Raw genomic sequence first — 24705 nt, 5'->3', positions numbered from 1 at the left:
TTATCAACCCGTAACATACAACCTGCAACCCACAACTTACAACCTGTAACCTACAACATACAACCCGCAACTTAATCCAACAACATATTATCTATTAGCCTGGTTTCGCCAACTTTGGCTGCCACAAGGGCTACCGGATGGGCTGCTCCTTTGTTTTCAATAGGCAATAAGGTCTCGCCATCTGCAATGGTAAAATAATCCAATACCACGCCAGGTGTTTCATTGATCATCGCTTTGGCCTTTGTCAATAAAGTGGAGAGTTCTTCTTGCTGATAATGCGCCACTACATAATTGAGTGCGCTACTTAGCACCAAAGCATTCTTCCTATCAGCTGCAGAAAGATGGATATTTCTAGAACTCATTGCCAAACCATCTTCTTCACGTATAATCGGACAAGAGATAATTTCAACTGGCATATTAAAAAACTTCACCATGTTTTTAATCATCAACACCTGTTGAAAATCTTTTTGCCCAAAAAAGGCTACATCGGGCTGTACTGCATCAAAAAGCTTCTTTACAATCTGCGTTACGCCTTGGTAATGCCCTCTTCTAAATTCGCCCTCCAATAAAAATTCTGCAGGCCCTAAATCAATCAGCCAATTTTCTGGCGTAGGAAATGAAGGATACATTTCTTTCACACTTGGCATAAAAACCACATTGCATCCAGCATCATCCAACATCTTAATGTCGTGCGCTAAAGGTCGAGGATATTTTTCTAGATCTTTAGGGTCTGTAAACTGTGTTGGATTAACAAAAATGCTGCAAACTACGATCTGTGCCTGTTTTTGTGCTATCTCGATTAGAGAGAGGTGTCCTTTATGCAAAGCACCCATAGTAGGCACAAGTGCGATTTTAGAATCTGCCTTTTGTAAAGGCGTTAACAACATTTTTAATGCTGAGATTGTATGTATGATTTCCAAATTACCAATTGGTTTTTAAAAGGCCAAAGTTGAGCATTTATCTAAAACTTACAAAGCCTATTGCATAAGTTATTGATAAATATTAATATTATTAGTACCTTTGCACCTTGATAATCTTTAAATTAACATAATTTAATATACAATATGGAGATGGCAAAAACGAAGCTACTGATTGTTACACACGAGATGTCGCCTTTCCTCGAACTTACCAAAATTTCAGAAATCACTCGTCAATTACCACAGGCAATGCAAGAAAAAGGATTTGAAATCCGCATCTTAATGCCAAGATTTGGTAACATTAACGAAAGAAGGAACAGGTTACACGAAGTTATTCGTTTATCGGGAATGAATATTATTATTGATGACAATGACAATCCATTGATCATTAAAGTAGCCTCAATCCCTGCTGCACGTATGCAGGTTTATTTCTTAGATAACGAAGATTATTTTCAACGTAAACATGTTTTCAGAGATAAAGAAAACAAGTTTTATGCAGACAATGACGAGCGTACGATCTTTTTCTGTAAAGGTGCATTAGAGACTGTTAAAAAACTAGGTTGGGCTCCAGATGTAGTTCATTGCCATGGCTGGATGACTTCTTTAGTACCTGCTTACATTAAAACCACTTACAAAAACGACCCTACATTTAAAAATGCAAAGGTAGTTTACTCGGTTTATGAGAACTGTTTTACCGAAACATTAAATGCTGATTTGCATAAAAAAGCGGTAATGAATAATATGACTGAAGAAGACACCAAAGCTTTCATCAAAGCAGACTGTAACAGCCTGCATATGGGGGCAATAACCCATTCTGATGCAGTTGTTTTAGCAGACGAAAACATAGATAAAGATGTGTTAAAATTTGTTAAAGATTCTAATAAGCCAACTTTAGCCTTTAATTTAACCGAAAATTACGAGAACTTCTTCAGTTTCTATGAAGAAATCTCTGATGAGGAATTAGTTTCAGTAGCTTAAAAAGGCATTATTTTAACATTAAATATGAAATTTATAAAACTAGACTTATTAACCCTGTTGATAAGTCTTTTTCTTTTCGCATCATGCGAAAAAAGCGCTACAATTGGCTTAGAAGTTGACCCAACTAGTGCCCTACAAGGAGACTTGGCAGATACCCTAACCGTAAGCTCGAGAACAGTGCTTGACGAGGATGCCGCTACCGTTGGATTGACCAGATACCCACTAGGTGCAATTACAGACCCTATATTCGGAAAAACAGAAGCTGCTTTGGCATTAGCAGTTAATACTCCTGATGTTGCCAATTACACTTTCGGAACCAATGCAGTAATCGACTCTGCCGTATTGTCTTTAAGCTTTGGTGGTGAATTTTATGGCGATAGTACCAGTAACTATAGCATTGATGTTCGTCAATTGAGCTCGAACTTAAGAGAAAGAACTTCTTATTTAAGCTCTGCACAATATGCAACCAATAGTACATTAATAGGAAACAGAACAGGTAAAGTATACCCAACTACTCCATTTAAAATTACCGACATTGTAGTAGGCAAACCTGATACCTTAAAAACAGTTTCGCCTCAAATAAGAATAAAATTAGATAATAGTTTTATCCAAAATAATATTGTTGCGCTTTCTGAGGCTACGCTGAAAACAAATTCTCGTTTTGCTGATGCTTTTAAAGGTTTATATGTACAGGTGAACAAGGTTGGTTCTACCGGCACAGGCGGTTTAATGTTCTTTGATTTTGCGAGCACTAAATCTAATTTAACTTTGTACTACAAAAAACAAAGTACAGCTACAACTACTGAGAAGGATACTGTGGCTACAAATTTCCCGATCGACAATAACTTCGGTCCGGTAGCCGCATCTATTAAACATGATTATACAGGAACGCCTATTGCTACGCAATTGGCTAACCCAACCCAGCAATATGGAGTAACCTACCTACAGCCATTAATTGGTGTAAGAAACAAGATTTCTTTTCCATATTTAGATAAATTTATGGCCGCTGCGGGTAAAATTGTAGTGAATAAAGCAGAATTGATCATTGATCTAAGTTCGGGTACAGATGCCCAACCTTTCAATGCAGCACCGCGATTAGCGCTATATAGGAATGATATTGCTGAAAAAAGAAAAGCACTGGCTGATGATGACCGTTCAGACTTCAGGTACCCTACAGATGCGTCTTATACCTTTGGAGGCACATTTAATGCAGTAAAAAAACAGTATGTTTTTAATGTAAGTCTATATGTACAAGATTTATTGAATGGCAAAACTAAAGATTATGGTACATTTTTGGTGCCTGTGGCAACTGCCGAGACATCGGGCTTTGCACCTACCTTAACATCTGGAGCCAGATCAGTTATTGGGGCCTTTAAAAAGAACCCAGCAACTGGCGATAACATTATGAAATTGAAGATTTACTATACGAAAACAAACTAATTTAATTTATAGTTATTTTTATTAATCCCCCGAGAAATTAAGTATTTTCGGGGGATTTACTTTTATGAAAAAAATTTATGTGTGGAATTGTAGGTTATATTGGCTTTCGTGAAGCTTGGCCAATTGTTATTAAAGGACTAAAAAGATTAGAATACCGAGGCTACGATAGTGCTGGAATTGCATTGATAGACCATGGCAATCTTAACATTTATAAAAAGGCTGGCAAGGTTCAAGAACTTGAAAACTATGCAGAAGGCAAAAATCTTGCTGGAACCATTGGCATGGGACATACCCGTTGGGCAACCCATGGCGCACCTTCAGACAGAAACTCTCACCCACATACCTCTAACAATGGCAGGTTAAGCATCATCCACAATGGTATTATAGAAAACTATGCTACGTTAAAAGAAGAGTTATTAAGAAGGGGGCATACTTTTAACAGTGATACCGATACAGAGATCTTGATCCACTTGATTGAAGAAGTATATAAAAACGAACATACAGACCTCCTAGAAGCGGTAAGATTAGCTTTAAACAAAGTTACTGGAGCTTATGCCATTGTAGTAATGGACCAGGATAATCCTGACGAGCTAATTGCGGCAAGAAAAGGAAGTCCGATGGTAATTGGCGTAGGTAAGGGCGAATATTTCATCGCCTCAGATGCTACTCCTATTATAGAATATACCAAAAACGTAATTTATTTAAACGACAACGAAATTGCCTATTTAAAACGTGATGAACTTTTAATTAAGCGATTAGATAATGTGGTACAAACTCCATATATCCAAGAGCTCGAGCTTCAACTAGAAATGCTCGAAAAGGGCGGCTATGATCACTTTATGTTGAAAGAGATCTATGAGCAACCTCGCTCCATTAGAGACTGCATGAGAGGCCGTATTTACCCCGAAGAAGGCAAAGTACAGCTAGGTGGCATTAAGGAATTTGCCGATAAGTTAAAAAACATAGATAGAATCATCATTGTAGCCTGTGGTACCTCATGGCATGCAGGTTTAGTGGGCGAATATCTGATTGAAGAATACGCCCGCATTCCGGTTGAGGTTGAATATGCTTCTGAATTCAGATATAGAAATCCGATCATTACTGAGAAAGATGTGGTAATTGCCATTTCTCAGTCTGGCGAAACGGCCGATACCATGGCCGCCATAGAAATGGCAAAAGAAAAGGGAGCTACTATCTTTGGTGTATGTAATGTGGTTGGTGCATCCATCCCAAGAATTACACATGCTGGTGTATACACTCATGCTGGCCCAGAAATAGGAGTGGCTTCTACAAAGGCATTTACTGCCCAAGTAACGGTATTAACTTTAATGGCCTTTTACATGGCCCAACAAAAAGGAACCATCTCTAACTCTAAATTAATAGAACTGTTAACAGAGCTAGATTGCATTCCTGATAAAATTCACTTAGCCTTACAAAGCAATGATTTGATCAAAGACATTTCAGAGAAATTCAAGGACTCAAGAAATTGTTTGTTCTTAGGCAGAGGAAGTGGTTTCCCTGTGGCTTTAGAAGGTGCTTTAAAATTAAAGGAGATCTCTTACATCCATGCCGAGGGTTATCCTGCGGCAGAGATGAAACATGGACCTATTGCTTTAATTGATGAAGAAATGCCTGTTGTGGTAATTGCAACTAAAAATTCATCTTACGAAAAGGTAATCAGCAACATTCAAGAAGTAAAAGCCAGAAAGGGTATAGTAATTGCCATTGTTACCGAAGGCGATGAAGAAGTTAAAAAAATGGCCGATTATTGTATCGAAATTCCTGATGCCAGTGAAGCTTTCTTGCCTTTACTAGCCACTATTCCTTTACAATTGTTATCCTACCATATAGCGGTACTTAGGGGTTGCAATGTAGATCAGCCTAGAAATCTGGCCAAATCTGTAACTGTAGAATAAATAAAAAAGGCTCGATAAATTATCGAGCCTTTTTTATGTTACCATTTGTGATTTAAAAGGGTAAATCGCCAGTTGCATCAACAGGACTTACAAAATCATCTTCGCTTTTTGGTGTACCACTACTCACAGGTGTGTTTTCAAAATCGCTTTTTCTACCCAACATGGTAAAGTTCTCAGCAACAACTTCAGTTACATATTTTTTTACTTTTTCTTTATCTTCAAATGAACGTGTTCTTAATTTACCTTCTATGTAAACCAACTTTCCCTTTTGCAGATATTTAGATGCTACTTCTGCCAAACCCCTCCAAAGCACAATATTGTGCCATTCTGTTTGTTCTACACGTTTTCCATCCTTATTGTAAGTTTCCGAAGTAGCCAATGGGAAGCTGGCTACTGTAACTCCTCCCTCTAAATGTCGAACCTCTGGATCTTTACCCAGATGCCCAACCAAAATAACTTTGTTAATACCCGACATACTTATATTTGATTAGTTTTTATGTACACGTCTATAAAATCGCTAATTACTTTTGGATGTGGTAAGTCCTCAAATTCCTCCAGCAAAACCGATTTAATGTCCGTCTTTAGATTAAAGTTAATAATATAATTATCTAAAGCAAAAAATTGAACATATATAATTTGGTGGGTTAATAAATGCTTTTTTTCTGAAACTAGCGTGATTTTAACATCCTCCCCAAACTCGTTTTTCACCTTTTTTATAAAATCAGCTTGGTTAAGACTTGGCTGTTCATCAGTCTCGATCAATGGAAAATCAAATAGCTGTTGCCATATATCTCCTGGGCTGCGTTGTTTAGTTAAAATATGTCCATCGCTAATCCCAACAAAATAATTAAACCATCTTTTTTTAACTTTTACCTTTTTTAATTTAATTGGTAGCACATCTACTTTTTTGTTTTTCAAGGCATAACAGCCCAACTGAATTGGACAGCTATGACATAGTGGCGATTTTGGCTTACACTGTAAGGCGCCAAACTCCATTATGGCCTGATTATACAATGCTGGCTGCTCATTTTCGATGAGCGATTGCGCAAGTGCTGTAAAAATCTTTTTACCGGCAGTAGAATTGATCGGTTCTTCTATCCCAAAATATCGGGCCAATACCCTAAAAACGTTCCCATCTAAAACTGCTTTTGCTTCGTTATTAGAGAAAGAAGAGATTGCTGCAGCCGTATATTCTCCAATTCCCTTCAGCTTTACCAGCTCATCGTATTGAACAGGAAAAGCACCATGATGCATATCAACCACTTGTTTTGCTGTAAACAACATGTTTCTTCCTCTAGAATAATAGCCCAATCCCTGCCAAAGTTTAAGCACCTGGATTTCTGATGCAGCGGCAAAAGAACTCACTGTTGGAAAATTTGCTAAAAATTTATTGAAATAGGGCAGTCCCTGTTCCACTCTGGTTTGCTGTAAGATAATTTCAGACAGCCAGATCACATAAGCATCAGTAGTATTACGCCATGGTAGTTCGCGTTTGTTAACTTTATACCATTTTATAATTTCATTTTGGAAGTTCATTTCCTCAAAAATACAATCAAAATATATCTTTTTTATAAAACTTGCAATTACATGATACGTTTCATTGTAAATAAATCATCTTTTATTTTCCTATCTCATTAAAAAGCAATACTTTTGCAACCCCAAAACAGTTATAATATTTAACACTCAATAACTTAATAAATAGAAAATATGACTAAGGCAGATATTATTTCAGAAATATCAACAAAAACAGGAATTGAAAAAGTAGATGTACAGGAAACCGTAGAAGCATTTTTCAAAGTGATCAAGAACAGCATGATTGGCGGTGAAAATGTATACGTAAGAGGCTTTGGCAGTTTCGTTGTAAAAAAGAGAGCGCAAAAAACTGCTAGAAATATTTCTAAAAACACTGCGATTATTATCCCTGAGCATTTCGTTCCTAGCTTTAAACCAGCAAAAGTTTTTGTTGATAAAGTAAAAAACAATTCAAAAAAAGTTAAAGCAGAAGCTTAATTTATCATGATAAACAATATCCGTTCAAAACAAGTTATAATTATTGTTGCAATGCTAGTGCTTGTAGGATTTTTGTTTACAAGAGAGATTAAAGGTTTAGTAAAGCCTAAAGACGAAGCAGGTCAAGCGCCAATGGCTTCAACAAACAAGGCTGCAAATACACCACAACTTAGTATAGAAGAGGTTTCTACAACCGCCAAAAATTTAATTAGCGGAGCGTCTGCCAAAGAAATATCTGCTTTAGAAGCTGCTTATTTAAGTGCTTCTGGTAGCGATAAAAACACACAGGCAACCTTATTGGCTCAAAAATGGGACGATTTGGAACACGCTATCCCTAGTGCAATGTATTTAGAGGTTGTAGCTAAAGGTGATCCGTCTTTAACCCATTGGGTAACTGCTGGAGACCGCTTTATGAAAGCCTTTGACAATACTAATCAGCAAGACAGTGTAGTACGCCCAGTAATGCTACAAAAAGCTAATGCGGCTTTTACAAGTGCATTAGCCTTAGACTCTAGTAGTACAGCGGCCAAAACCGGCCTAGGTATTACCATTGTAAACGGTATGGGTGCACCAATGCAAGGTATTACAATGTTGCTAGAAGTGGTAAAAAAAGAACCTAAAAATTTAAAAGCAAATATGAATTTAGGCATGTTTGCGATAAAATCTGGTCAGTTTGATAAAGCGATTACGCGTTTCAACGATATCATCAGCAATATTAAAGCTACTCCAGACGCCTATTTCTACTTGGCAACAGCGTACGAAAGTTTAGGCAAAAACAAAGAAGCAATAGACGCTTATTTAAATAGCAAGAAATTAGCAGCCAGTCCAACTTTATCAAAGTTTATTGATACAAAGGTGACTGAGTTAAAGAATAAACGTTAATTAACAGATTAATAAAAACATTTAAAACTTAAAATTATGCCAAGCGGTAAAAAAAGAAAAAGACATAAAATGGCTACGCACAAACGTAAAAAACGTTTAAGAAAAAACAGACACAAGAAAAAATAGGCTTTCCCTATTCGTGTATAGGCCAAAAATAAACACCCGATTGATCAGGTGTTTATTTTTGGATTCCATTGTTTTTTGTCCATGTGTAATAAGGCATTGATTTGCCTTAAAATCTGTAGCTTTTGGTAAAGGAATTAATAATCGATTCGACTCCTACGGGAGTAACCATAGCTTTAATTGAAGACAAATATCTTGTAGAGCTTCATAAGGAACACATCAACAACAATTACGCCGTAGGCGATATTTATTTAGGTCGCATAAAGAAAATTATGCCTGGCTTAAATGCTGCGTTTGTTGATGTAGGTTATGAGAAAGATGCATTCTTGCATTATTTCGACTTAGGCCCACAAGTACAATCTTTAATAAAGCTTACTAAAATTAAGCGTAACGGCACAGTTAATGGAACTTTATTAGATAATTTTAAATTAGAAGCTGACATCAATAAAGCGGGTAAAATCTCCGAAATTGTCAGTAAAAACCTGATCCTACCCGTTCAGATTGCTAAAGAACCAATATCTACTAAAGGCCCCAGATTAAGCTCTGATCTTTCTATTGCAGGAAGATACATTGTTTTAGTTCCTTTCTCTAACGTTATATCGATCTCTAAAAAGATTAAAAGCAATACCGAACGTAATCGTTTAAAAAAGATTATTGAAAGTATTAAGCCCAAAAATTTTGGAGTAATCATTAGAACGGTATCCGAAGGTAAAGGCGTTGCCGAATTACAAAAAGACTTATTGGATTCTGTATCCAAATGGGAAAGCTTTGCTAAAAAGCTACCTGATGCAGAACCTTCTAAAAGGGTTTGGGGGGAGATGGATCGTACTTCTACCCTAATCAGAGATATTTTAAATGCCGATTTTGCCAACGTTTATGTAAACGATGCAAATCTGTTCGAAGACATCCGTTCTTATGTTCATGAGATTTCGCCAGAAATGGAGAAAATTGTTAAACATTACAAACATAAAGAACCCATTTTTGAACATTTCGGTGTAGAAAAGCAAATTAAAAATGGTTTCGGTAAAACAGTTAATCTTGCTGGCGGAGCCTATTTGGTAGTTGAACATACTGAAGCTTTACACGTAATTGATGTAAATAGTGGTAATAGAACAGCTAGCAAAGAAAACCAAGAAGAAAATGCGCTTCAGGTAAACAAAGAAGCTGCTAAAGAAATTGCTCGTCAACTTAGGTTGAGAGATATGGGTGGTATTGTGGTGATCGATTTTATCGATATGCATAAACCCACCAACCGTAAATTGCTTTTTGACTACCTACGTGAACTCATGTTGTTGGATCGTGCTAAACACACCATCTTGCCTCCAAGTAAATTTGGACTTGTTCAGATTACCCGTCAACGTGTAAGACCTGAAATGAACATTGTTACTGTAGAAAAATGCCCTACATGTGATGGTACGGGAGAAATTAAAGCCAGTATCGTGTTAATGGACGATATTGAAAGCAATTTAACTTACATTTTACAAGAGCAGAACGAGAAGAATATTACACTTTGTGTACACCCTTATATTGAGGCTTTCATTAAAAAAGGATTGATTTCTTTACAATGGAAATGGTTTTTCAAATTTGGTCAGCGCATCAAGGTAAAATCTATCTCTTCTTATAACCTAACAGAATTCCATTTTCTATCTTCAAAAGACGAAGAAATTAAATTGTAAAGCTGTATTAAAAGCATTCAAAAGCCTGATTTCTATTGATGAAATCAGGCTTTTTTGTTTATGGAATAGGGTGTCTTTAGATTTCATAATATTACAAAAGGCTACCCAAAAAAGTACTTTGAGTAGCCTCAATATTAATGTTAGGTGGTATAGTTTGCATTACATGCCAATTCGCAATTTGCCATGTTGCCCGAGAAATGCATCGAGCAGCACCAGATACACTCTTGTCCTGAACCATGATTAGCATAACACCATATCGGATCAGTTGTTCCACCCATTACTTTTTTCATCTCAGCTTTGCTGAGTACATTTTGTTTGTTCATTGTTTAAGTTTTAATTTAGGTTAGTTTGTTTTTTTACCACGTAAAAACATAAAACGTTATCACATAACTCTGTGATAATCTTTAAATTAATAAATATTAACTAAAAAGAAAAACAAGAATAGCATTAAAATTTGGGGCTTCTATTTCAACATCCCATTCCGGCAATAATATCGGGTCTTCGTTGTTTAAAACTTCGTCGGGTTTTGCCACAAAATAAATCTAAATTCGCATTAGATAAATCTAAAATCAATTGGCTAAAACAAGATCAGCATATTTCTGTCAAAGTTGTGGTTACGAATCAGCAAAATGGTTGGGTAAATGCCCATCATGCAACCAATGGAATACATTTGTAGAAGAGGTAATTGATAAAGGTAATTCGCATGTGCCAACATGGAAATCAGCCTCTGGGAGCCAAAAATTAAGTAGACCCAATAAAATTGAAGAAATCCAGAGTGCTACAGCAGACAGAACCACAACCGGCGATGCCGAATTAGACAGAGTGCTAGGTGGGGGGCTTGTGGCAGGCTCCGTAACCTTAATTGGTGGTGAACCAGGCATTGGTAAATCTACTTTAATGCTGCAATTGGCCTTAAATATAACCGGCAGAAAGATTTTATATGTTTCTGGCGAAGAAAGTGAGCAGCAGATTAAAATGCGGGCTGAGCGGATTACCAATAGTCCAAAAGCAGATTGTTATATCTTAACCGAAACCTCCACACAAAACATCTTTAAACAGATAGAACAATTGATGCCAGAAATTGTCATTATCGATTCTATCCAAACTTTACATTCTGCCCATATTGAATCTACTCCAGGAAGTGTTTCGCAAGTAAGAGAGTGTACCGCAGAACTGCTCCGTTTTGCAAAAGAAACTGATACACCTGTTTTTTTAATCGGCCACATTACTAAAGATGGAACCATAGCAGGGCCTAAGATTTTAGAACACATGGTTGATACGGTGCTACAGTTTGAAGGAGATCGGCACCATATTTATCGCATTTTAAGATCGATCAAAAATAGATTTGGGGCCGCAGCAGAATTAGGCATTTATGCCATGCAAAGTAATGGCTTAAGAGAGGTTTCAAACCCTTCAGAGATCTTATTATCGCAAAGAGATGAAGAATTAAGTGGGATAACCATTGGAGCCACCTTAGAGGGCGCCAGACCCATGTTAATAGAAACCCAGGCATTGGTAAGCATTGCTGCCTACGGAACGCCACAACGTTCTGCTACAGGCTTTGACACCAAAAGAATGAACATGCTCTTGGCTGTTCTTGAAAAAAGATGTGGATTTAGGTTAAGTGCCAAAGATGTTTTCTTAAATATTGCTGGTGGTATTAAAGTTGAAGATCCGGCAATTGATTTAGCCATTATGGCAGCCATTATTTCATCACATGAGGATATATTCATCTCTTCTAAGATTTGTTTCGCTGCAGAAGTTGGCCTATCTGGCGAAATTAGGGCAGTAAATAGAATTGAACAAAGAATATCAGAAGCTGAAAAATTAGGTTTTGAGAAAATCTTCATCTCTAATTACAATTTAAAGGGATTGGTAAAGGATAAATTCAAAATAGAAATTGTTACGGTAAGCAAAATTGAAGAAGTATTCTCTTTGTTGTTTGGTTAATTGCTCAAAAATTAATTTCAAACACAACTTACAGGTGTGGAAATTATTTGCCCATTTTAAGAAAAATAGACTTTTATTTCCCCAGTCATTCTAAAAAAATTCAATTCATTTTTTAGATAAAAAACACTCAAATATCTGATTATCAATAACATATGTATTTTTGACTATAAAGACAAAATTCTGGTCGCTTTATTGCCTTATGCAGCATGTTCTTATCCAGAAATGGGTTTTAACAAACAATAGGGATGATTGACCTCACTGCTTTTTAGTAGTGGGGTCTTTTTTTTTTGTTTTAAAATTATTTAGAGAACCTTCCCTATTTAGAAAGATTTTAAATATTTTTGCTACAGATCAGATTACACCAAATTAAAATGAACTGCCAACTCTTGTTTTCAGTTCAACTAAAAAACAATAATAGATTATGAAAAAAATTATTTTAAGCTTGACTTTCTGCTTGTTTACAGCATTTGCATTTGCTCAAGATGCTACTTCATTTGAAGGAAAATCTTTTGGTGAAGGTGTAAAAAAAGGAGATGTAATTACAACTGCAGAAGTTGATGCCAAATTAGGAAAAGACACTAAAAAGAACATGAAAGTAACTGGAGTAGTTACTTTGGTTTGTCAAAAAAAGGGTTGTTTTATGAATTTAGCTTTGCCAAATGGCGAAACGATGTTCGTTAACTTTAAAGATTATGCTTTCTTTATGCCAAAAGACCTTGCTGGTAAAAAAGTAGTGGTTGATGGTTTTGCAGAAAGAAAAGAAACTTCTGTTGAAGATTTAAAACATTTTGCTGAAGATGCCAAAAAATCAGAGGCTGAAATCGCAAAAATTACAAAACCTAAAAAAGAAATTGTGTTTGAAGCAAAAGGAGTTGTAATTTTAGAGAATTAAAAAGGTTCTCCTTTTTAATATTGATTGGTTGAACCCTGCTCTCTCCGGAGCAGGGTTCTTTTTTTGCCTTCATATTGTAACAGCCGTAACAATTCTACATCTATATCATTATATATTTTATTTATATTTATAAAGGACTTAAAACAAACTGAAAATGATTTATGTAATCGTAATAGCAATTGCCGTTTTATTGATCGGCATTAGCATGTACAATTCTCTAATTAGCAAAAAGAACCAAGTTGCTAATGCCTTCTCTGCAATAGATGTCATGTTAAAGAAACGTTTTGACCTTATTCCAAATCTAGTAGAAACGGTTAAACAATACATGCAATATGAGGGAGATACCTTAACCAAAATTACTGAGCTGAGAGGAAAAGCATTGGGAACTAATGTAAGTGAAAGCGACAAACTCCAATTAGACCAACAAATTGGATCGGCGGTAAAAGGCTTAATGGTAAGTGTAGAAAATTACCCTGACCTAAAGGCTAACCAGAATTTTTTAAACCTACAAAGTACCTGGACAGAAAGTGAAGAACAAATTGCTGCAGCAAGAAGAAACTACAACTCGTCTGTTACCACTTACAATAATGCCGTTATGATGTTCCCTGGCAATATGTTTGCAGGAATGTTGGGCTACCAACCCATAGCAGTATTAGAAACTGTAGAAGAAGAACGTAAAAACGTAAGCGCTAAAGAGCTTTTCAATAGTTAATGTCTTCTAATTTCACTATAAATCCGGCAGTAGAAAGTGTACTGGCTGATTTAGAAATTCAGCGAAAAGAAATTGTTTCTAGCAAATTAAAAGGCTGGGGCGCTGTTGTTTTGGGTCTTGTTGGCTTAGTTGCAGTATCTACAACCGGACAAATGCTCATCGCATTGCTTGTTGGTGCAGCTGCAATTATACCCGGTGTGGTAATCCTTTATCGCCTAGCAGAAAAAACGGGCTTATATAAAAATCGTTTTAAAAACGAGGTAATTGGCGCGGCTTTAAGCACAATAGATCCTAGTTTGACTTTAAGCCCTTATGAAGGCATTTCTGAGGGTGAATTTAGGTCTTCGCAACTTTTTACTACTAGCCCAGATCGTTACCATACCGAAGATCTGGTAAGGGGTAAAGCAGGCAAAACAAGCTTTTATTTTGCAGAGGTGCATGCCGAATATAAAACAGAAACACAGACTAAAAGTGGCCGACAAGTGCAATGGCATGATATTTTGAAAGGTATTGTATTCTCAGCAGACTTCAATAAAAATTTCAATGGTGTTACGGTCGTTAGACCAAAAGATCTGGGTTCTTCTATTGGTGCATGGTTTTCGAAAAATGTATTTTCTTTCGGAGATAAAAATGTGGTCCAATTGGAAAATGACAATTTCAATAAAAAGTTTGTCACCTACAGCACTGACCAAATTGAAGCCAGGTATATTTTAACGCCAGCTATGATGGAAAAAATCAGTGCCTTAGACGAGCGCTCTGCTTATACGGTATCTGTATCTTTTGTCAACTCTAGCCTTTATATAGCTTTTCCACTGAACAAGAATTATTTTGAACCACCTGTTTTTAAAACCTTGTTAAAACCAGATTTGTTAGATGATGACATGTCTGTACTCGGTTTTATGTATGACATTATTCAAGAACTAGATTTGAATACCAGAATTTGGACTAAACAATAAGATTTTGCTGGTCGAGATTACAAATCCCGACCAACTGTAAACAAAAAATCCCCTAGCATTACACTAAGGGATTTTTTATTCTTTTGTATTTATATTATTTAGACAAATACATCGATTTATCTTTATATAACTTACGGAAGTAAGGATCTTCTAAATCTTTAATGAAACGAATAGCTTCTCCTGTCGATTTCATTTCTGGACCTAGTTCTTTAGTCACTTCAGGGAATTTATCAAAAGAGAATACTGGTTCTTTAATGGCATATCCTTCTAGTTTACGAACGATATTGAAATCTTTTAGCTTATTAACGCCCAACATAATTCTTGCTGCAATGTTAATGTAAGGTACATCGTAAGCTTTGGCAATAAATGGTACCGTACGAGATGCTCTTGGATTAGCTTCAATTACATATACCTTATCGTCTTTTACCGCAAATTGGATGTTCAATAAACCAATTACATTTAAGGCTCTTGCAATCTTTATAGAGTAGGCTTCCATATCGGCAATTACCTTCTCCGATAGGCTGAAAGGAGGCAATACTGCACTCGAATCTCCAGAGTGGATACCAGCAGGCTCAATGTGTTCCATTAACCCTACAATATGTACATCTGTACCATCACAGATCGAGTCAGATTCTGTTTCTTCTGCTCTATCTAAGAAATGATCAATCAGTACACGGTTACCTGGTAAATCACCAAGCAATTTCACTACCGCTTTTTCTAAGTCTTCATCGTTAATTACAATGCTCATCCCTTGTCCACCCAATACATAACTTGGGCGTACCAACACCGGGTATCCTACTTGGTTAGCCACTACAATTGCTTCTTCTGCATTTTCGGCTACTCCGTATTTTGGATAAGGAATATCAAGTTCTTTTAATAAGTCTGAGAAACGACCACGATCTTCGGCAACATCCATATCATTGTATGCTGTACCAATAATTTTGATGTTATTTTCATGTAGTTTTTCAGCCATTTTAAGTGCCGTTTGGCCACCCAACTGAACAATTACACCTATCGGATTTTCTAATTCTATAATTTCACGAACATGCTCCCAGAACACAGGCTCAAAGTATAACTTATCGGCCATGTTAAAGTCTGTAGAAACTGTTTCAGGATTACAGTTGATCATGATGGCCTCAAAACCACTTTCTTTTGCCGCTAACAACCCGTGTACACAAGAATAATCAAACTCAATTCCTTGTCCGATACGGTTAGGACCAGAACCTAAAACAATTACTTTTTTTCTATCAGAAACAATTGATTCGTTGGTTCCAAGTTCATCTCCGGCCGAAAGGATTTCCGTTCCAACCAATGAGATCTGAATTGGCGCCTCCTCAAAAGTTGAGTAGAAATATGGGGTTTGTGCAGCAAACTCGGCCGCACAGGTATCTACCATTTTATATACTCTTCTAATGCCTAATTCTTTACGGCGATTGTAAACTTCATCTTCTGTTACATTACCTAAAACATAAGCAATCTGGATATCAGAGAAACCTTTTTGTTTCAAGTTAAAGAAGAAGTCTTTAGGAATATTATTGAGCGAATAACGCTTTAATTCTACTTCTAGGTTAACCAGTTCTTGAATTTGAGACAAGAACCATTTATCTATTTTGGTTACCTTACGGATAGACTCAAGAGGCACACCCATGCTCATGGCATCTTTGATCAGGAACAAACGGTTCCAGCTTGGATGCTCCAAACCATACATGATCTCTTCGATGTTTCTTTTCTGTCTACCATCTGCACCTAATCCGGCTCTGCCAATTTCTAAACTCTGACAAGCTTTTTGTAATGCTTCGATAAAGCTACGTCCAATGGCCATTACTTCACCTACGGCTTTCATCTGAAGGCCCAACTCCATATTTGCACCTTTAAACTTATCGAAATTCCAGCGAGGGATTTTAACGATTACGTAATCTAAAGTTGGCTCAAAGTATGCTGAAGTTGTTTTGGTAATCTGGTTTTCTATCTCGTCTAGGTTGTAACCAATGGCCAACTTTGCTGCAATTTTCGCAATCGGATAACCCGTTGCTTTACTTGCCAAGGCTGACGAACGAGAAACACGAGGATTGATCTCGATGGCAATGATATCGTCGTTATCTGGATTAACAGAGAACTGAACATTACATCCACCTGCGAAATTACCGATGGCACGCATCATTTTGATGGCCTGGTTACGCATGTCTTGATAACACCTGTCTGATAAAGTCATGGCAGGCGCTACGGTAATCGAATCTCCTGTATGGATCCCCATCGGGTCAAAGTTTTCGATTGAGCAAATGATGATCACATTGTCATTGCTATCTCTCAACAACTCCAATTCGTATTCTTTCCAGCCCAAAACGGCTTTCTCTACCAAAACTTCGTGTGTTGGAGAAGCTTCTAAACCACGTTTTAAAGCGGCATCAAATTCTTCTTTTTTATGTACAAAACCACCGCCAGAACCACCAAGTGTGTAAGATGGACGGATTACCAATGGATAACCAATTTCTTGGGCAGCTTCTTTTCCTTCTAAAAATGAATTTGCAATTTTAGATGGCGCAACACCAACACCGATATCTACCATTAACTGGCGGAAAGATTCTCTGTTTTCTGTTTTCTCGATGGCAGCTACATCTACTCCGATAATTTTCACGCCATGAGCTTTCCATAAGCCACGTTCTTCTGCTTCAACACATAGATTTAAGGCTGTTTGTCCACCCATTGTAGGCAATACCGCATCAATGGTTGGTAAAGTTGGAGAGTTTGCGTGTTCAGTTAAAATTTGTGCTATCGATTCTAACGTTAAAGGTCGCAGGTACACATGATCACCGATTACCTTATCGGTCATGATCGTTGCGGGGTTAGAATTGATGATGGAAACAGAAATACCTTCTTCTTTTAAAGAAAGTGCGGCTTGAGAACCAGAATAATCAAATTCGCAAGCTTGACCAATAATAATAGGTCCTGATCCGATAATAAGTACTGAACGTATGGAAGTGTCTTTAGGCATGGGGGTTTTTAAAAAGTCTAAAGTAAAAAGTCAAATCTGACTGATAGCTGGGAGAGATCCTCTGCTATGAAATGAAAAATCCCAACTGCTCTGTCGGGATGCAAAGATAGGTTTTTTGAATAGAAATATGATTCAATTTTTAAAATATATTACAATAAAAAAGAGGGCCCTCAAGCCCTCTTTCCCTTTTCCACACACACAAGGTTTTATTGTTGTAATTTTATTTCACCAATATCTGTTGTAGCACTGTCTGTAACTGCCACATTTTCTACTGATGCATCTTTATAAGGAGCATTTGCTTTTACCCAAACGGTATAAGTACCTTTTTTAACATTGCTGAATACAAAAGCCCCATTGCTAACTTGACTTCTTAAGGTATCTGTACCAGCAATTGCTACCACTTCTTTTGCACCTTCGGCTGGCGATACCTTACCTTGTATTCCTCCTTCTTTGATTGAGCCGAATGCAAATAAACCTATTGATAAACCTGCAACGGCTAAAAAATTTAAACTCGCTCTTTTCATGACATTAATTTTTAGTTTAACTTCTATTAATTAAGCGTAAATTTTTTCCATCCTATTTTTAAAAGGTTCAATTTTTTAAGGTTCGTGAGTAAGTAACAGCCCTTCTATAAGATTGTTTTATTTTTATACTTTTATTTTTTAACCAATAGTTAATTGTTGGTGATCGAATGACTAGAGATCATTGCTAAAATTCCTTATCTCTACACACTGTTGTCTTAAAATAAATACAGATCATTTTCTTCAAAAAGTTAAAACCCAAATCCAATTTATTTGTTGTTTGTATAATATGAAAAAGATATTGCTTTCATTTATTGTACTTTCAATAGTTGTTTCGGGCTGTGCAACGGTGCAGTCTATTATCAAATCTACGTTTCCATATACGGCTACTTTAATTGTACCAACAGGGGCCAAAAGTGGCGTTACGCTAACTACAACGAGCACAGCAAGTAGTTTTGATCAGATTTTTGGCAATCAGACAGGGGCTGATTACATTAAAGAGGTAAGAGTTACTTCGGTAAAAATAGAGGCAAGCAATCCCGTTAATCAGAACCTAGGTATCTTCAAATCGGTAAAGCTTTTTATTGTAAATGGGAGTAACGCAGAAGTCATGGTAGCGTCAAGAAGTGATGTGTCTGAAAATATTGGCAACAATCTTGTACTAGACATAGACAATACACGTTTTGTAGATGACTACATTAAAGGAAGCAATTTGAAAATGAGAATGGAGTACACGTTAAGGAATAATTTAACAAGTGACGTGAGTGTGAGAGCGGCGGTAAACTTTAGTTCATCGCCAAATCCAAAATAGATCTAAAGCATCCTCGACAATCATTTGTCCGAGGGTATTCTTCATAAATAGTTTGTTTGGTTTATTATCCGGTAGGGGTTGTTCCCTATCGGATTTTTTGTTTTATAGGCATTCATATATCAAGAAATAAGCCTCAGCCCAATACTCAATACTATTTTATATTTTTGGAACATGTTATTAACGGCCGACGCCTTTAAAGATAGTTTAGCCCAATTCGTATATGGAACTAGCCCATTAGAATGGTTTGGTGTTTTCACCGGGCTGCTCTGCGTTTGGCTGGCCGCAAAAAACAACATCTGGAATTGGCCATTCGCTATTGCAAGCGTACTTACTTATATCTTTATTTTTTTCGAAAGTAAACTTTATGCAGATATGGGCTTACAAGGTTACCTGTTAATGATGAATATTTATGGCTGGTATTATTGGAGCGAACAAAGAAAAAATTCGGGTAAACAAAGACCAATTAGTCGAATTACAAAAAAGGAAATATTTTTATCCGTAGTAGGCATCATCATTTTCACTTTAGTTTTGGGCCAATTGCTACACAAAAACACCGATGCTTCATTTCCTTTTATAGATAGTTTTTGTACAGCTACCAGCATCATTGCTCAGGTTTTTTTAGCCAGAAGGGTAATGGAAAACTGGTTAATCTGGATTTTTGTAGATATTATTTATGTAATTGTTTATTGCTCAAAAGACCTTTACGCCACTGGGTTAATGTATGCCATATACATGGCCATAGCATTAATGGGTTATATGGATTGGAAGAAAATTTATCGTGAACAAAATCATTAAAAAAATAGCCATCGTTGGCCCCGAAAGCACGGGCAAATCGACCATTTCGCAACAACTAGCGAAGCATTACAATGTGCCTTGGGTACCAGAATATGCCCGTTATTATTGTGCTGCATTAACCACAGAATGTACCTTACAGGATGAAACCAATATGTTTCACGGACAAGTGGCTTTAGAAGAGTCGGTAATGGCAATGGCCAATACCGATTTTATCATCTGCGATACCACATTTGTAACTGTTAAAATTTGGAGCGACGAGATGTTTGGTGAAACTCCACAGGTTGTGTTAGACGAGTTGTACAAACGTCCTTATGATCTGTATCTTTTGTTGGATATTGATCTTCCTTGGCAAGAAGATCCACTCAGAGATTTTCCAACCATGCGTGAGCATTTTATGGAGATTTGGCACAAAGAGTTAAAAGCGTTAAACGCCAATTATGTGGTAATCGGGGGTATAGAAAACCGGCTACAAAATGCAATTACAGCTATCAATAATTTCTTAAAAACCTAATAAACAGCTAATAGAAGACTGTTTTTAGAAACAATTTTATAATATCAATCCTTTTACCTTACCTTTGTGCCATCAATAAGGGGTGCCTTGTTTTGTAAAAACACAAATACAGGCTGAGATCATACCCATTTTGAAAGGCTTAAGGTTAAAGGCTTAAGGCGTAGGGTAAAACCTTACACCTTAAAACCCTACACTTTTTACCTCTCAAATGCACCTGATCCAGGTAATGCTGGCGTAGGGATGGTTTATGGAGTTTAACTAAAGTCGGGAGTACCCCTACTGCCGGCAGGTTTAACTAAACAATTAAAAAAAATTGAAAAAATTGAAATTAATGGCAATCCTTGCCATGATGCTGCCTTGTTTCGCCATGGCACAAATTGCGCTTACTGGAAAAGTAAACGACAACAATCAAAAACCGCTTCCTGGAGCAACAATTAAATTAAAAAACAAATCAACTACAGTGATTAGTGATCTGAACGGAGCTTACACCATCAGCAACCTCTCTGCGGGGAAGTATGTATTGAGTGTAAGTTATGTTGGCTTTAAAACAGAAGAAAGAACGATTGATCTTTCTTCAAACACCACACTCAACTTTAATTTAGTGCAATTGAGCTACATTGCTGACGAGATTGTAGTGAATGCCACTCGGGCTTCAAAAAACTCGGCCACTACGTACAAAAATCTAGACAAGACCGAGCTTGCAAAAAACAATTTAGGTCAAGACATGCCTTATTTGCTAAACCAGACTCCTTCTGTAGTGGTTACTTCAGAGGCTGGCGCAGGTGTTGGTTACACAGGTATGCGTATCCGTGGAAGTGATGCGACAAGAATTAATGTAACCTTGAATGGCATTCCATTGAATGATGCCGAAAGCCATGGTAGTTTTTTTATCAACTTACCAGATCTGGCTTCTTCTGTAGACAATATCCAGATCCAACGTGGTGTAGGTACATCTACCAATGGTGCGGGTTCTTTTGGCGCAAGCTTAAATATCCAGACCACTACACGTAAAGACTCAGCTTATGCTGAACTAAACAACACTTATGGCTCTTACGAAACCTGGAAAAACACGGTGAGTGTAGGTACCGGTATGATCAATAACAAGTTCAGTTTTGATGGCCGTTTATCTCGGATCAAATCAGACGGTTATATTGACCGTGCGAGTTCGAACTTGAAATCATTCTTCTTTTCTGGCGCTTACTATGGCAAAAAAGATCTATTGCGAGTAAATGTATTTAGCGGTACAGAAAAAACATATCAAGCTTGGAATGGAGTTCCTGAAGAACTATTGCAAACCAATAGAACACACAACGATTTCACTTATGATAATCAGACGGACAATTACCAACAAGATCATTATCAGATGTTCTACACCCGAAACTTAAGTCCGAAATTGGTAGCCAATGCTGCACTTCATTATACTTATGGACGAGGTTTTTACGAAGAATATAAGAAAAAACAGACCTTAAGCGATTATGGAATCGCCCCTGTGGTAATTGGCAACAGTACAATAACACAGTCTAACCTTGTAAGACGTTTGTGGTTAGATAATGATTTTTATGGTGTTACCTATTCCTTAAACTATACCCCTAAGAATGACCTGAATTTTATACTTGGTGGTGCGTATAATGAATACAAGGGCAAGCATTTTGATGAGGTGATCTGGGCACAATATGCCAATTATGATGCAAGTAAATCATTACGTCATAGATACGATGACAACGATGCGCTTAAAACCGATTTCAACATTTTTGGAAGAGCAAACTACCGCATCGATCAGTTTAATCTTTTTGCCGACCTCCAGTACCGTAGGGTATACTACTCTTATTTTGGAAAGAATCTGAACAATACCCTATCACAACAAAATGCTACGCTTAACTTTTTTAATCCAAAAGCTGGTATAACCTATACCATTAATGCCAAAAGTAATATTTATGCATCGGTTGCTATTGGCAATAAAGAGCCAAACAGAAGAGATTTTACCGATTCGAACATCAACAGCAGGCCTCAGCCAGAACATTTAACAGATATTGAAGCTGGTTACCGCATACAAGCTACCAACTTTACTGCAGGCGTAAATGGTTTTGCTATGCTTTATAAAGATCAGTTGATCACTACTGGCGAACTCAATAATGTTGGAGGGCAAACTCGCCAGAATGTACCTGATAGCTACCGTGCGGGTATAGAGTTTGATGGCCGTTTACAGTTGACCAAAAAACTATCTTGGGCTGCCACAGCAACTTTTAGCCGTAACAAGATCAAAGAATTTACCGAGTATATTTACGATGAAGAAGACAAAACTGGAAAAACCTTTGTAAAAAGCACTTTCAAAAATACAGATATTTCGTATTCACCATCAGTAATTATGTCGAGTGAAATTGCTTATGGTATTATCAAAAATGGCGAGATTGCCTTGTTAAGTAAATATGTTGGCAAACAATACCTTAATAACATCTCTTCTGATGCACAATCATTGTCGAGCTTCTTTGTAAACGATATCCGTTTAAGTTATCAAACAGCTTTTACAGGGGTTAAAAATGTTGGATTAAGTCTTTTGATCAACAATGTTTTCAGTACACTTTACGAGAGCAATGGTGCTTCTTACCCTGCTTTATCTGAAGGTCTGGTTAGTCGTTATAATGTGTATTATCCACAAGCTACCCGTAATTTTTTGTTAAATTTGAGCTTAAAGTTCTAAAGATTACCTAAAAAACATAAGGTTAAACATTTGAACTACCTGATGAATATTAAACCATTCATCGGGTAGTTTGATTTAAGAGGTACCATGAAAAAATTCATCGAAAAGCTCCACTTCATTACCCATGACATTGCTCAGTACACGCATATTGAACAAACCCAATTGGCTTGTGAAGCAGGTGCCAAATGGATCCAATATCGCTGTTTAAGTAAAACTGACGATGACCTTTTAGCAGACATTAACCAAATTGCTGCGATCTGCGATGATTGGGGTGCAACTTTAATTGTTACCAATCATATCCATTTAAAAGGCAAAGCCGATATCCAAGGCTTTCATTTGGAAGATATGGACGCAGATTTTATCGCCCTGCGCAACCAGATTGGAGAAGAATTTACCTTAGGTGGTTCTGCAAATACGGTTGAAGGCTTGATCAGGTTAGCGAACGAAGGTGCTGATTATGCTGGTTTTGGCCCTTATGCCAGTACAAACACCAAACCCAATTCATTTCCATTATTAGGCTTAGCAGGTTATACAACTGCCGTTGAGCAATTAAAAATAGCAAACATTACCTTCCCAATTTTAGCTGTTGGCGGGATAAGCTTACCAGATGTAGGCCCTCTTTTACAAACTGGTATTGATGGTATTGCTGTTTCTTCAGCTATAGCACAGGCAGAAGACCTATACGAAGCTTATCAAGATTTCTATAAGCAAATAGAGTAAGCTGTTGAACGCTCAAATAAGAATGGCGAGGACGCCATTCCTCAGCAGTTGCATTGTGATGTGCTCACCTTCCCATTAGATAAATTTAGTGGTTAAAATCAGATCAAATTTAGTTGGATTGATTAGCTTTATCGTATAAAATCAATACATGGTTTATTTTATTAGTGGTTTAGGTGCCGACGAAAGAGTTTTTCAATTTTTAGATTTATCAAGAATCGATCACAAATTCATCCAATGGATTGAGCCACAAAAAAAGGAAAATCTTAATATTTATTGTGAAAAACTAATTGCCCAAATTGACACCACTCAAGAGGTGGTTTTAATTGGGCTTTCTTTTGGAGGAATCGTTGCCCAAGAGATCTCTAAAATTATTCCCTGCAAAAAGGTGCTGATTATATCGAGCATAAAGTCTATACAAGAATTTAGTTGGCAACTTAACCTTGTTCGTCAAACTCAAATCCATCGAATTGTTCCACATTGGCTTTTGGCTTTAAGTAATAAATTCACTGCTGATTTTTACTTTAGTACAGAGAACCCAGCAGAATCTAGGCTACTTCATCAGATTATAAAAGATACGGATCCTAAGTTCTTGTCTTGGGCAATCCATCAGATCATGAACTGGAAGAATGAAGTTTATCCTGAAAACCTTATTCATATCCATGGGACTAATGATCGGATTTTTCCAATAAACAAAATTTCTAATGTGATACAAATACAAAAATCAGGTCATTTTATGATTGTTAACAGGTTTCAACAAATTCAAGACCTTATATTTGAAATGATTATTAATGACTGACATGGAAACCTCAAATACCGACATTCTTAATTTGGCCGATGTAAAGACATTGGTTGACGATTTTTACAGCAGAGTTCGTGAAAATGAATTGCTATCTACAGTTTTTAATGCGGTAATTAAAGACAACTGGCCAGCTCATTTAGAAAAAATGTATGGTTTTTGGCAGACCATCTTATTGGAAACACCTGCTTATAGCGGTAGTCCATTTTTAAAACACGCCAAACTTCCAATCGCAAAAGAACATTTTGATACTTGGATCAGTTTATTCAACGAAACTGTTGATGCACATTTTAGTGGTGCAAAAGCAGATGAAGCCAAGTGGCGAGCAGCAAGAATGAGCGAAATGTTTCAATACAAACTAGATTACTACAAAAACAATCCCGCACAACCACTGATCTAAACGGTTAAT

The 24705-nt window shown here is 36.9% G+C and carries 23 protein-coding genes; 17 read left to right on the top strand and 6 right to left on the bottom strand.

Annotated elements, in window-relative coordinates; genetic code table 11:
• Positions 1-71: 71 nt before the first annotated feature.
• Positions 72-920, bottom strand: coding sequence for a pantoate--beta-alanine ligase (gene panC / locus AQF98_RS17195; RefSeq protein WP_055133201.1), 849 nt, complete (start codon positions 918-920; stop codon positions 72-74).
• A 150-nt stretch (positions 921-1070) separates the two neighbouring features.
• Between panC and AQF98_RS17190 the strand changes: the two genes are divergently transcribed.
• The 3 genes from AQF98_RS17190 (at position 1071) to glmS (ending at position 5251) form a co-directional block, all read left to right on the top strand.
• A complete protein-coding gene (locus AQF98_RS17190) occupies positions 1071-1895 on the top strand; it encodes a glycogen/starch synthase (RefSeq protein WP_055133550.1) in 825 nt (274 codons plus the stop codon).
• Positions 1896-1919: 24 nt separating this feature from the next.
• Positions 1920-3335: a DUF4270 domain-containing protein gene (locus tag AQF98_RS17185; protein ID WP_055133200.1), complete on the top strand. Its 1416-nt coding sequence runs from the start codon at positions 1920-1922 to the stop codon at positions 3333-3335.
• Positions 3336-3412: 77 nt separating this feature from the next.
• Positions 3413-5251: a glutamine--fructose-6-phosphate transaminase (isomerizing) gene (gene glmS, locus AQF98_RS17180; protein ID WP_055133199.1), complete on the top strand. Its 1839-nt coding sequence runs from the start codon at positions 3413-3415 to the stop codon at positions 5249-5251.
• A 52-nt stretch (positions 5252-5303) separates the two neighbouring features.
• Here the strand turns inward: glmS and AQF98_RS17175 are convergent, their stop codons facing one another.
• Positions 5304-5726, bottom strand: coding sequence for a single-stranded DNA-binding protein (locus tag AQF98_RS17175; protein ID WP_055133198.1), 423 nt, complete (start codon positions 5724-5726; stop codon positions 5304-5306).
• Between the two features lie 2 nt (positions 5727-5728).
• Complete coding sequence (gene mutY, locus AQF98_RS17170; RefSeq protein ID WP_055133197.1) at positions 5729-6787, bottom strand: A/G-specific adenine glycosylase; 1059 nt, start codon at positions 6785-6787, stop codon at positions 5729-5731.
• A 171-nt stretch (positions 6788-6958) separates the two neighbouring features.
• Here mutY and AQF98_RS17165 point away from each other — a divergent pair, with 171 nt between their 5' ends.
• From AQF98_RS17165 to AQF98_RS17155, 3 genes are all read left to right on the top strand, one after another.
• Entirely contained in the window at positions 6959-7261 is a 303-nt protein-coding gene (locus AQF98_RS17165; protein WP_055133196.1) for an HU family DNA-binding protein, read from the top strand.
• A 51-nt stretch (positions 7262-7312) separates the two neighbouring features.
• Positions 7313-8143 (top strand): M48 family metallopeptidase, encoded by an 831-nt coding sequence (locus AQF98_RS17160; RefSeq protein WP_235524257.1) that lies wholly within the window; start codon positions 7313-7315, stop codon positions 8141-8143.
• Positions 8144-8391: 248 nt separating this feature from the next.
• Entirely contained in the window at positions 8392-9942 is a 1551-nt protein-coding gene (locus AQF98_RS17155; RefSeq protein WP_055133194.1) for an Rne/Rng family ribonuclease, read from the top strand.
• A gap of 140 nt (positions 9943-10082) precedes the next feature.
• On the opposite strand, the gene AQF98_RS22065 is transcribed toward AQF98_RS17155, so the two are convergent.
• A complete protein-coding gene (locus AQF98_RS22065) occupies positions 10083-10265 on the bottom strand; it encodes a hypothetical protein (RefSeq protein WP_152969748.1) in 183 nt (60 codons plus the stop codon).
• 250 nt (positions 10266-10515) lie between these two features.
• Here AQF98_RS22065 and radA point away from each other — a divergent pair, with 250 nt between their 5' ends.
• From radA to AQF98_RS17135, 4 genes are all read left to right on the top strand, one after another.
• Entirely contained in the window at positions 10516-11892 is a 1377-nt protein-coding gene (gene radA / locus AQF98_RS17150; RefSeq protein ID WP_055133193.1) for a DNA repair protein RadA, read from the top strand.
• A 421-nt stretch (positions 11893-12313) separates the two neighbouring features.
• Positions 12314-12784: a DUF4920 domain-containing protein gene (locus AQF98_RS17145; protein ID WP_055133192.1), complete on the top strand. Its 471-nt coding sequence runs from the start codon at positions 12314-12316 to the stop codon at positions 12782-12784.
• A gap of 154 nt (positions 12785-12938) precedes the next feature.
• Positions 12939-13496, top strand: a complete 558-nt coding sequence (locus AQF98_RS17140) for a LemA family protein (RefSeq protein WP_055133191.1) — start codon at positions 12939-12941, stop codon at positions 13494-13496.
• Positions 13496-14452: a DUF3137 domain-containing protein gene (locus AQF98_RS17135; protein ID WP_055133190.1), complete on the top strand. Its 957-nt coding sequence runs from the start codon at positions 13496-13498 to the stop codon at positions 14450-14452. Before AQF98_RS17140 ends, AQF98_RS17135 begins: the two co-directional genes overlap by 1 nt.
• Positions 14453-14546: 94 nt before the next feature.
• Here AQF98_RS17135 and carB read toward each other — a convergent pair whose 3' ends face one another.
• Together carB and AQF98_RS17125 are read right to left on the bottom strand one after the other, a co-directional pair.
• A complete protein-coding gene (carB, locus tag AQF98_RS17130) occupies positions 14547-17444 on the bottom strand; it encodes a carbamoyl-phosphate synthase large subunit (protein WP_055133189.1) in 2898 nt (965 codons plus the stop codon).
• 206 nt (positions 17445-17650) lie between these two features.
• Entirely contained in the window at positions 17651-17968 is a 318-nt protein-coding gene (locus tag AQF98_RS17125; protein WP_055133188.1) for a hypothetical protein, read from the bottom strand.
• A 286-nt stretch (positions 17969-18254) separates the two neighbouring features.
• On the opposite strand from AQF98_RS17125, the gene AQF98_RS17120 reads away from it, so the two are divergent.
• The 7 genes from AQF98_RS17120 (at position 18255) to AQF98_RS17090 (ending at position 24696) form a co-directional block, all read left to right on the top strand.
• Entirely contained in the window at positions 18255-18776 is a 522-nt protein-coding gene (locus tag AQF98_RS17120; protein WP_055133187.1) for a hypothetical protein, read from the top strand.
• A 171-nt stretch (positions 18777-18947) separates the two neighbouring features.
• Positions 18948-19571 carry a nicotinamide riboside transporter PnuC gene (gene pnuC, locus AQF98_RS17115; protein ID WP_055133186.1) on the top strand — a complete coding sequence of 208 codons (624 nt, stop codon included), beginning with the start codon at positions 18948-18950 and terminating at the stop codon, positions 19569-19571.
• Positions 19555-20082, top strand: a complete 528-nt coding sequence (locus AQF98_RS17110) for an AAA family ATPase (protein ID WP_055133185.1) — start codon at positions 19555-19557, stop codon at positions 20080-20082. The genes pnuC and AQF98_RS17110 overlap by 17 nt, the downstream gene beginning before the upstream one ends.
• A 331-nt stretch (positions 20083-20413) precedes the next feature.
• The gene (locus tag AQF98_RS17105) at positions 20414-22780 is read left to right on the top strand and encodes a TonB-dependent receptor (RefSeq protein ID WP_055133549.1); all 2367 of its coding nucleotides are present in this window, start codon (positions 20414-20416) and stop codon (positions 22778-22780) included.
• 87 nt (positions 22781-22867) lie between these two features.
• Complete coding sequence (locus tag AQF98_RS17100; RefSeq protein ID WP_055133184.1) at positions 22868-23500, top strand: thiamine phosphate synthase; 633 nt, start codon at positions 22868-22870, stop codon at positions 23498-23500.
• A gap of 148 nt (positions 23501-23648) precedes the next feature.
• Complete coding sequence (locus tag AQF98_RS17095) at positions 23649-24296, top strand: alpha/beta hydrolase (RefSeq protein ID WP_055133183.1); 648 nt, start codon at positions 23649-23651, stop codon at positions 24294-24296.
• Complete coding sequence (locus AQF98_RS17090) at positions 24289-24696, top strand: group III truncated hemoglobin (protein ID WP_235524256.1); 408 nt, start codon at positions 24289-24291, stop codon at positions 24694-24696. The genes AQF98_RS17095 and AQF98_RS17090 overlap by 8 nt, the downstream gene beginning before the upstream one ends.
• Positions 24697-24705 lie beyond the last annotated feature (9 nt).

It is taken from the genome of Pedobacter sp. Hv1, from assembly GCF_001412215.1.
In the GTDB taxonomy this organism is placed as follows: domain Bacteria; phylum Bacteroidota; class Bacteroidia; order Sphingobacteriales; family Sphingobacteriaceae; genus Pedobacter.
The sequence above is the reverse complement of the archived record's forward strand: the minus strand, read 5'-3'. Positions and strand labels throughout refer to the sequence as shown.

Coding starts and splice junctions, on each gene's coding strand:
- AQF98_RS17160 (WP_235524257.1), top strand. CDS start 7,313: ATGCTAGTGCTTGTAGGATTTTTGTTTACAAGAGAGATTAAAGGTTTA.
- AQF98_RS17145 (WP_055133192.1), top strand. CDS start 12,314: ATGAAAAAAATTATTTTAAGCTTGACTTTCTGCTTGTTTACAGCATTT.
- AQF98_RS17135 (WP_055133190.1), top strand. CDS start 13,496: ATGTCTTCTAATTTCACTATAAATCCGGCAGTAGAAAGTGTACTGGCT.
- AQF98_RS17095 (WP_055133183.1), top strand. CDS start 23,649: ATGGTTTATTTTATTAGTGGTTTAGGTGCCGACGAAAGAGTTTTTCAA.
- AQF98_RS17175 (WP_055133198.1), bottom strand. CDS start 5,726: ATGTCGGGTATTAACAAAGTTATTTTGGTTGGGCATCTGGGTAAAGAT.
- AQF98_RS17105 (WP_055133549.1), top strand. CDS start 20,414: ATGGCAATCCTTGCCATGATGCTGCCTTGTTTCGCCATGGCACAAATT.
- AQF98_RS17125 (WP_055133188.1), bottom strand. CDS start 17,968: ATGAAAAGAGCGAGTTTAAATTTTTTAGCCGTTGCAGGTTTATCAATA.
- AQF98_RS17120 (WP_055133187.1), top strand. CDS start 18,255: ATGAAAAAGATATTGCTTTCATTTATTGTACTTTCAATAGTTGTTTCG.
- carB (WP_055133189.1), bottom strand. CDS start 17,444: ATGCCTAAAGACACTTCCATACGTTCAGTACTTATTATCGGATCAGGA.
- glmS (WP_055133199.1), top strand. CDS start 3,413: ATGTGTGGAATTGTAGGTTATATTGGCTTTCGTGAAGCTTGGCCAATT.
- AQF98_RS17090 (WP_235524256.1), top strand. CDS start 24,289: ATGACTGACATGGAAACCTCAAATACCGACATTCTTAATTTGGCCGAT.
- AQF98_RS17165 (WP_055133196.1), top strand. CDS start 6,959: ATGACTAAGGCAGATATTATTTCAGAAATATCAACAAAAACAGGAATT.
- mutY (WP_055133197.1), bottom strand. CDS start 6,787: ATGAACTTCCAAAATGAAATTATAAAATGGTATAAAGTTAACAAACGC.
- AQF98_RS17140 (WP_055133191.1), top strand. CDS start 12,939: ATGATTTATGTAATCGTAATAGCAATTGCCGTTTTATTGATCGGCATT.
- AQF98_RS17185 (WP_055133200.1), top strand. CDS start 1,920: ATGAAATTTATAAAACTAGACTTATTAACCCTGTTGATAAGTCTTTTT.
- AQF98_RS17190 (WP_055133550.1), top strand. CDS start 1,071: ATGGCAAAAACGAAGCTACTGATTGTTACACACGAGATGTCGCCTTTC.
- pnuC (WP_055133186.1), top strand. CDS start 18,948: ATGTTATTAACGGCCGACGCCTTTAAAGATAGTTTAGCCCAATTCGTA.
- AQF98_RS17100 (WP_055133184.1), top strand. CDS start 22,868: ATGAAAAAATTCATCGAAAAGCTCCACTTCATTACCCATGACATTGCT.
- AQF98_RS22065 (WP_152969748.1), bottom strand. CDS start 10,265: ATGAACAAACAAAATGTACTCAGCAAAGCTGAGATGAAAAAAGTAATG.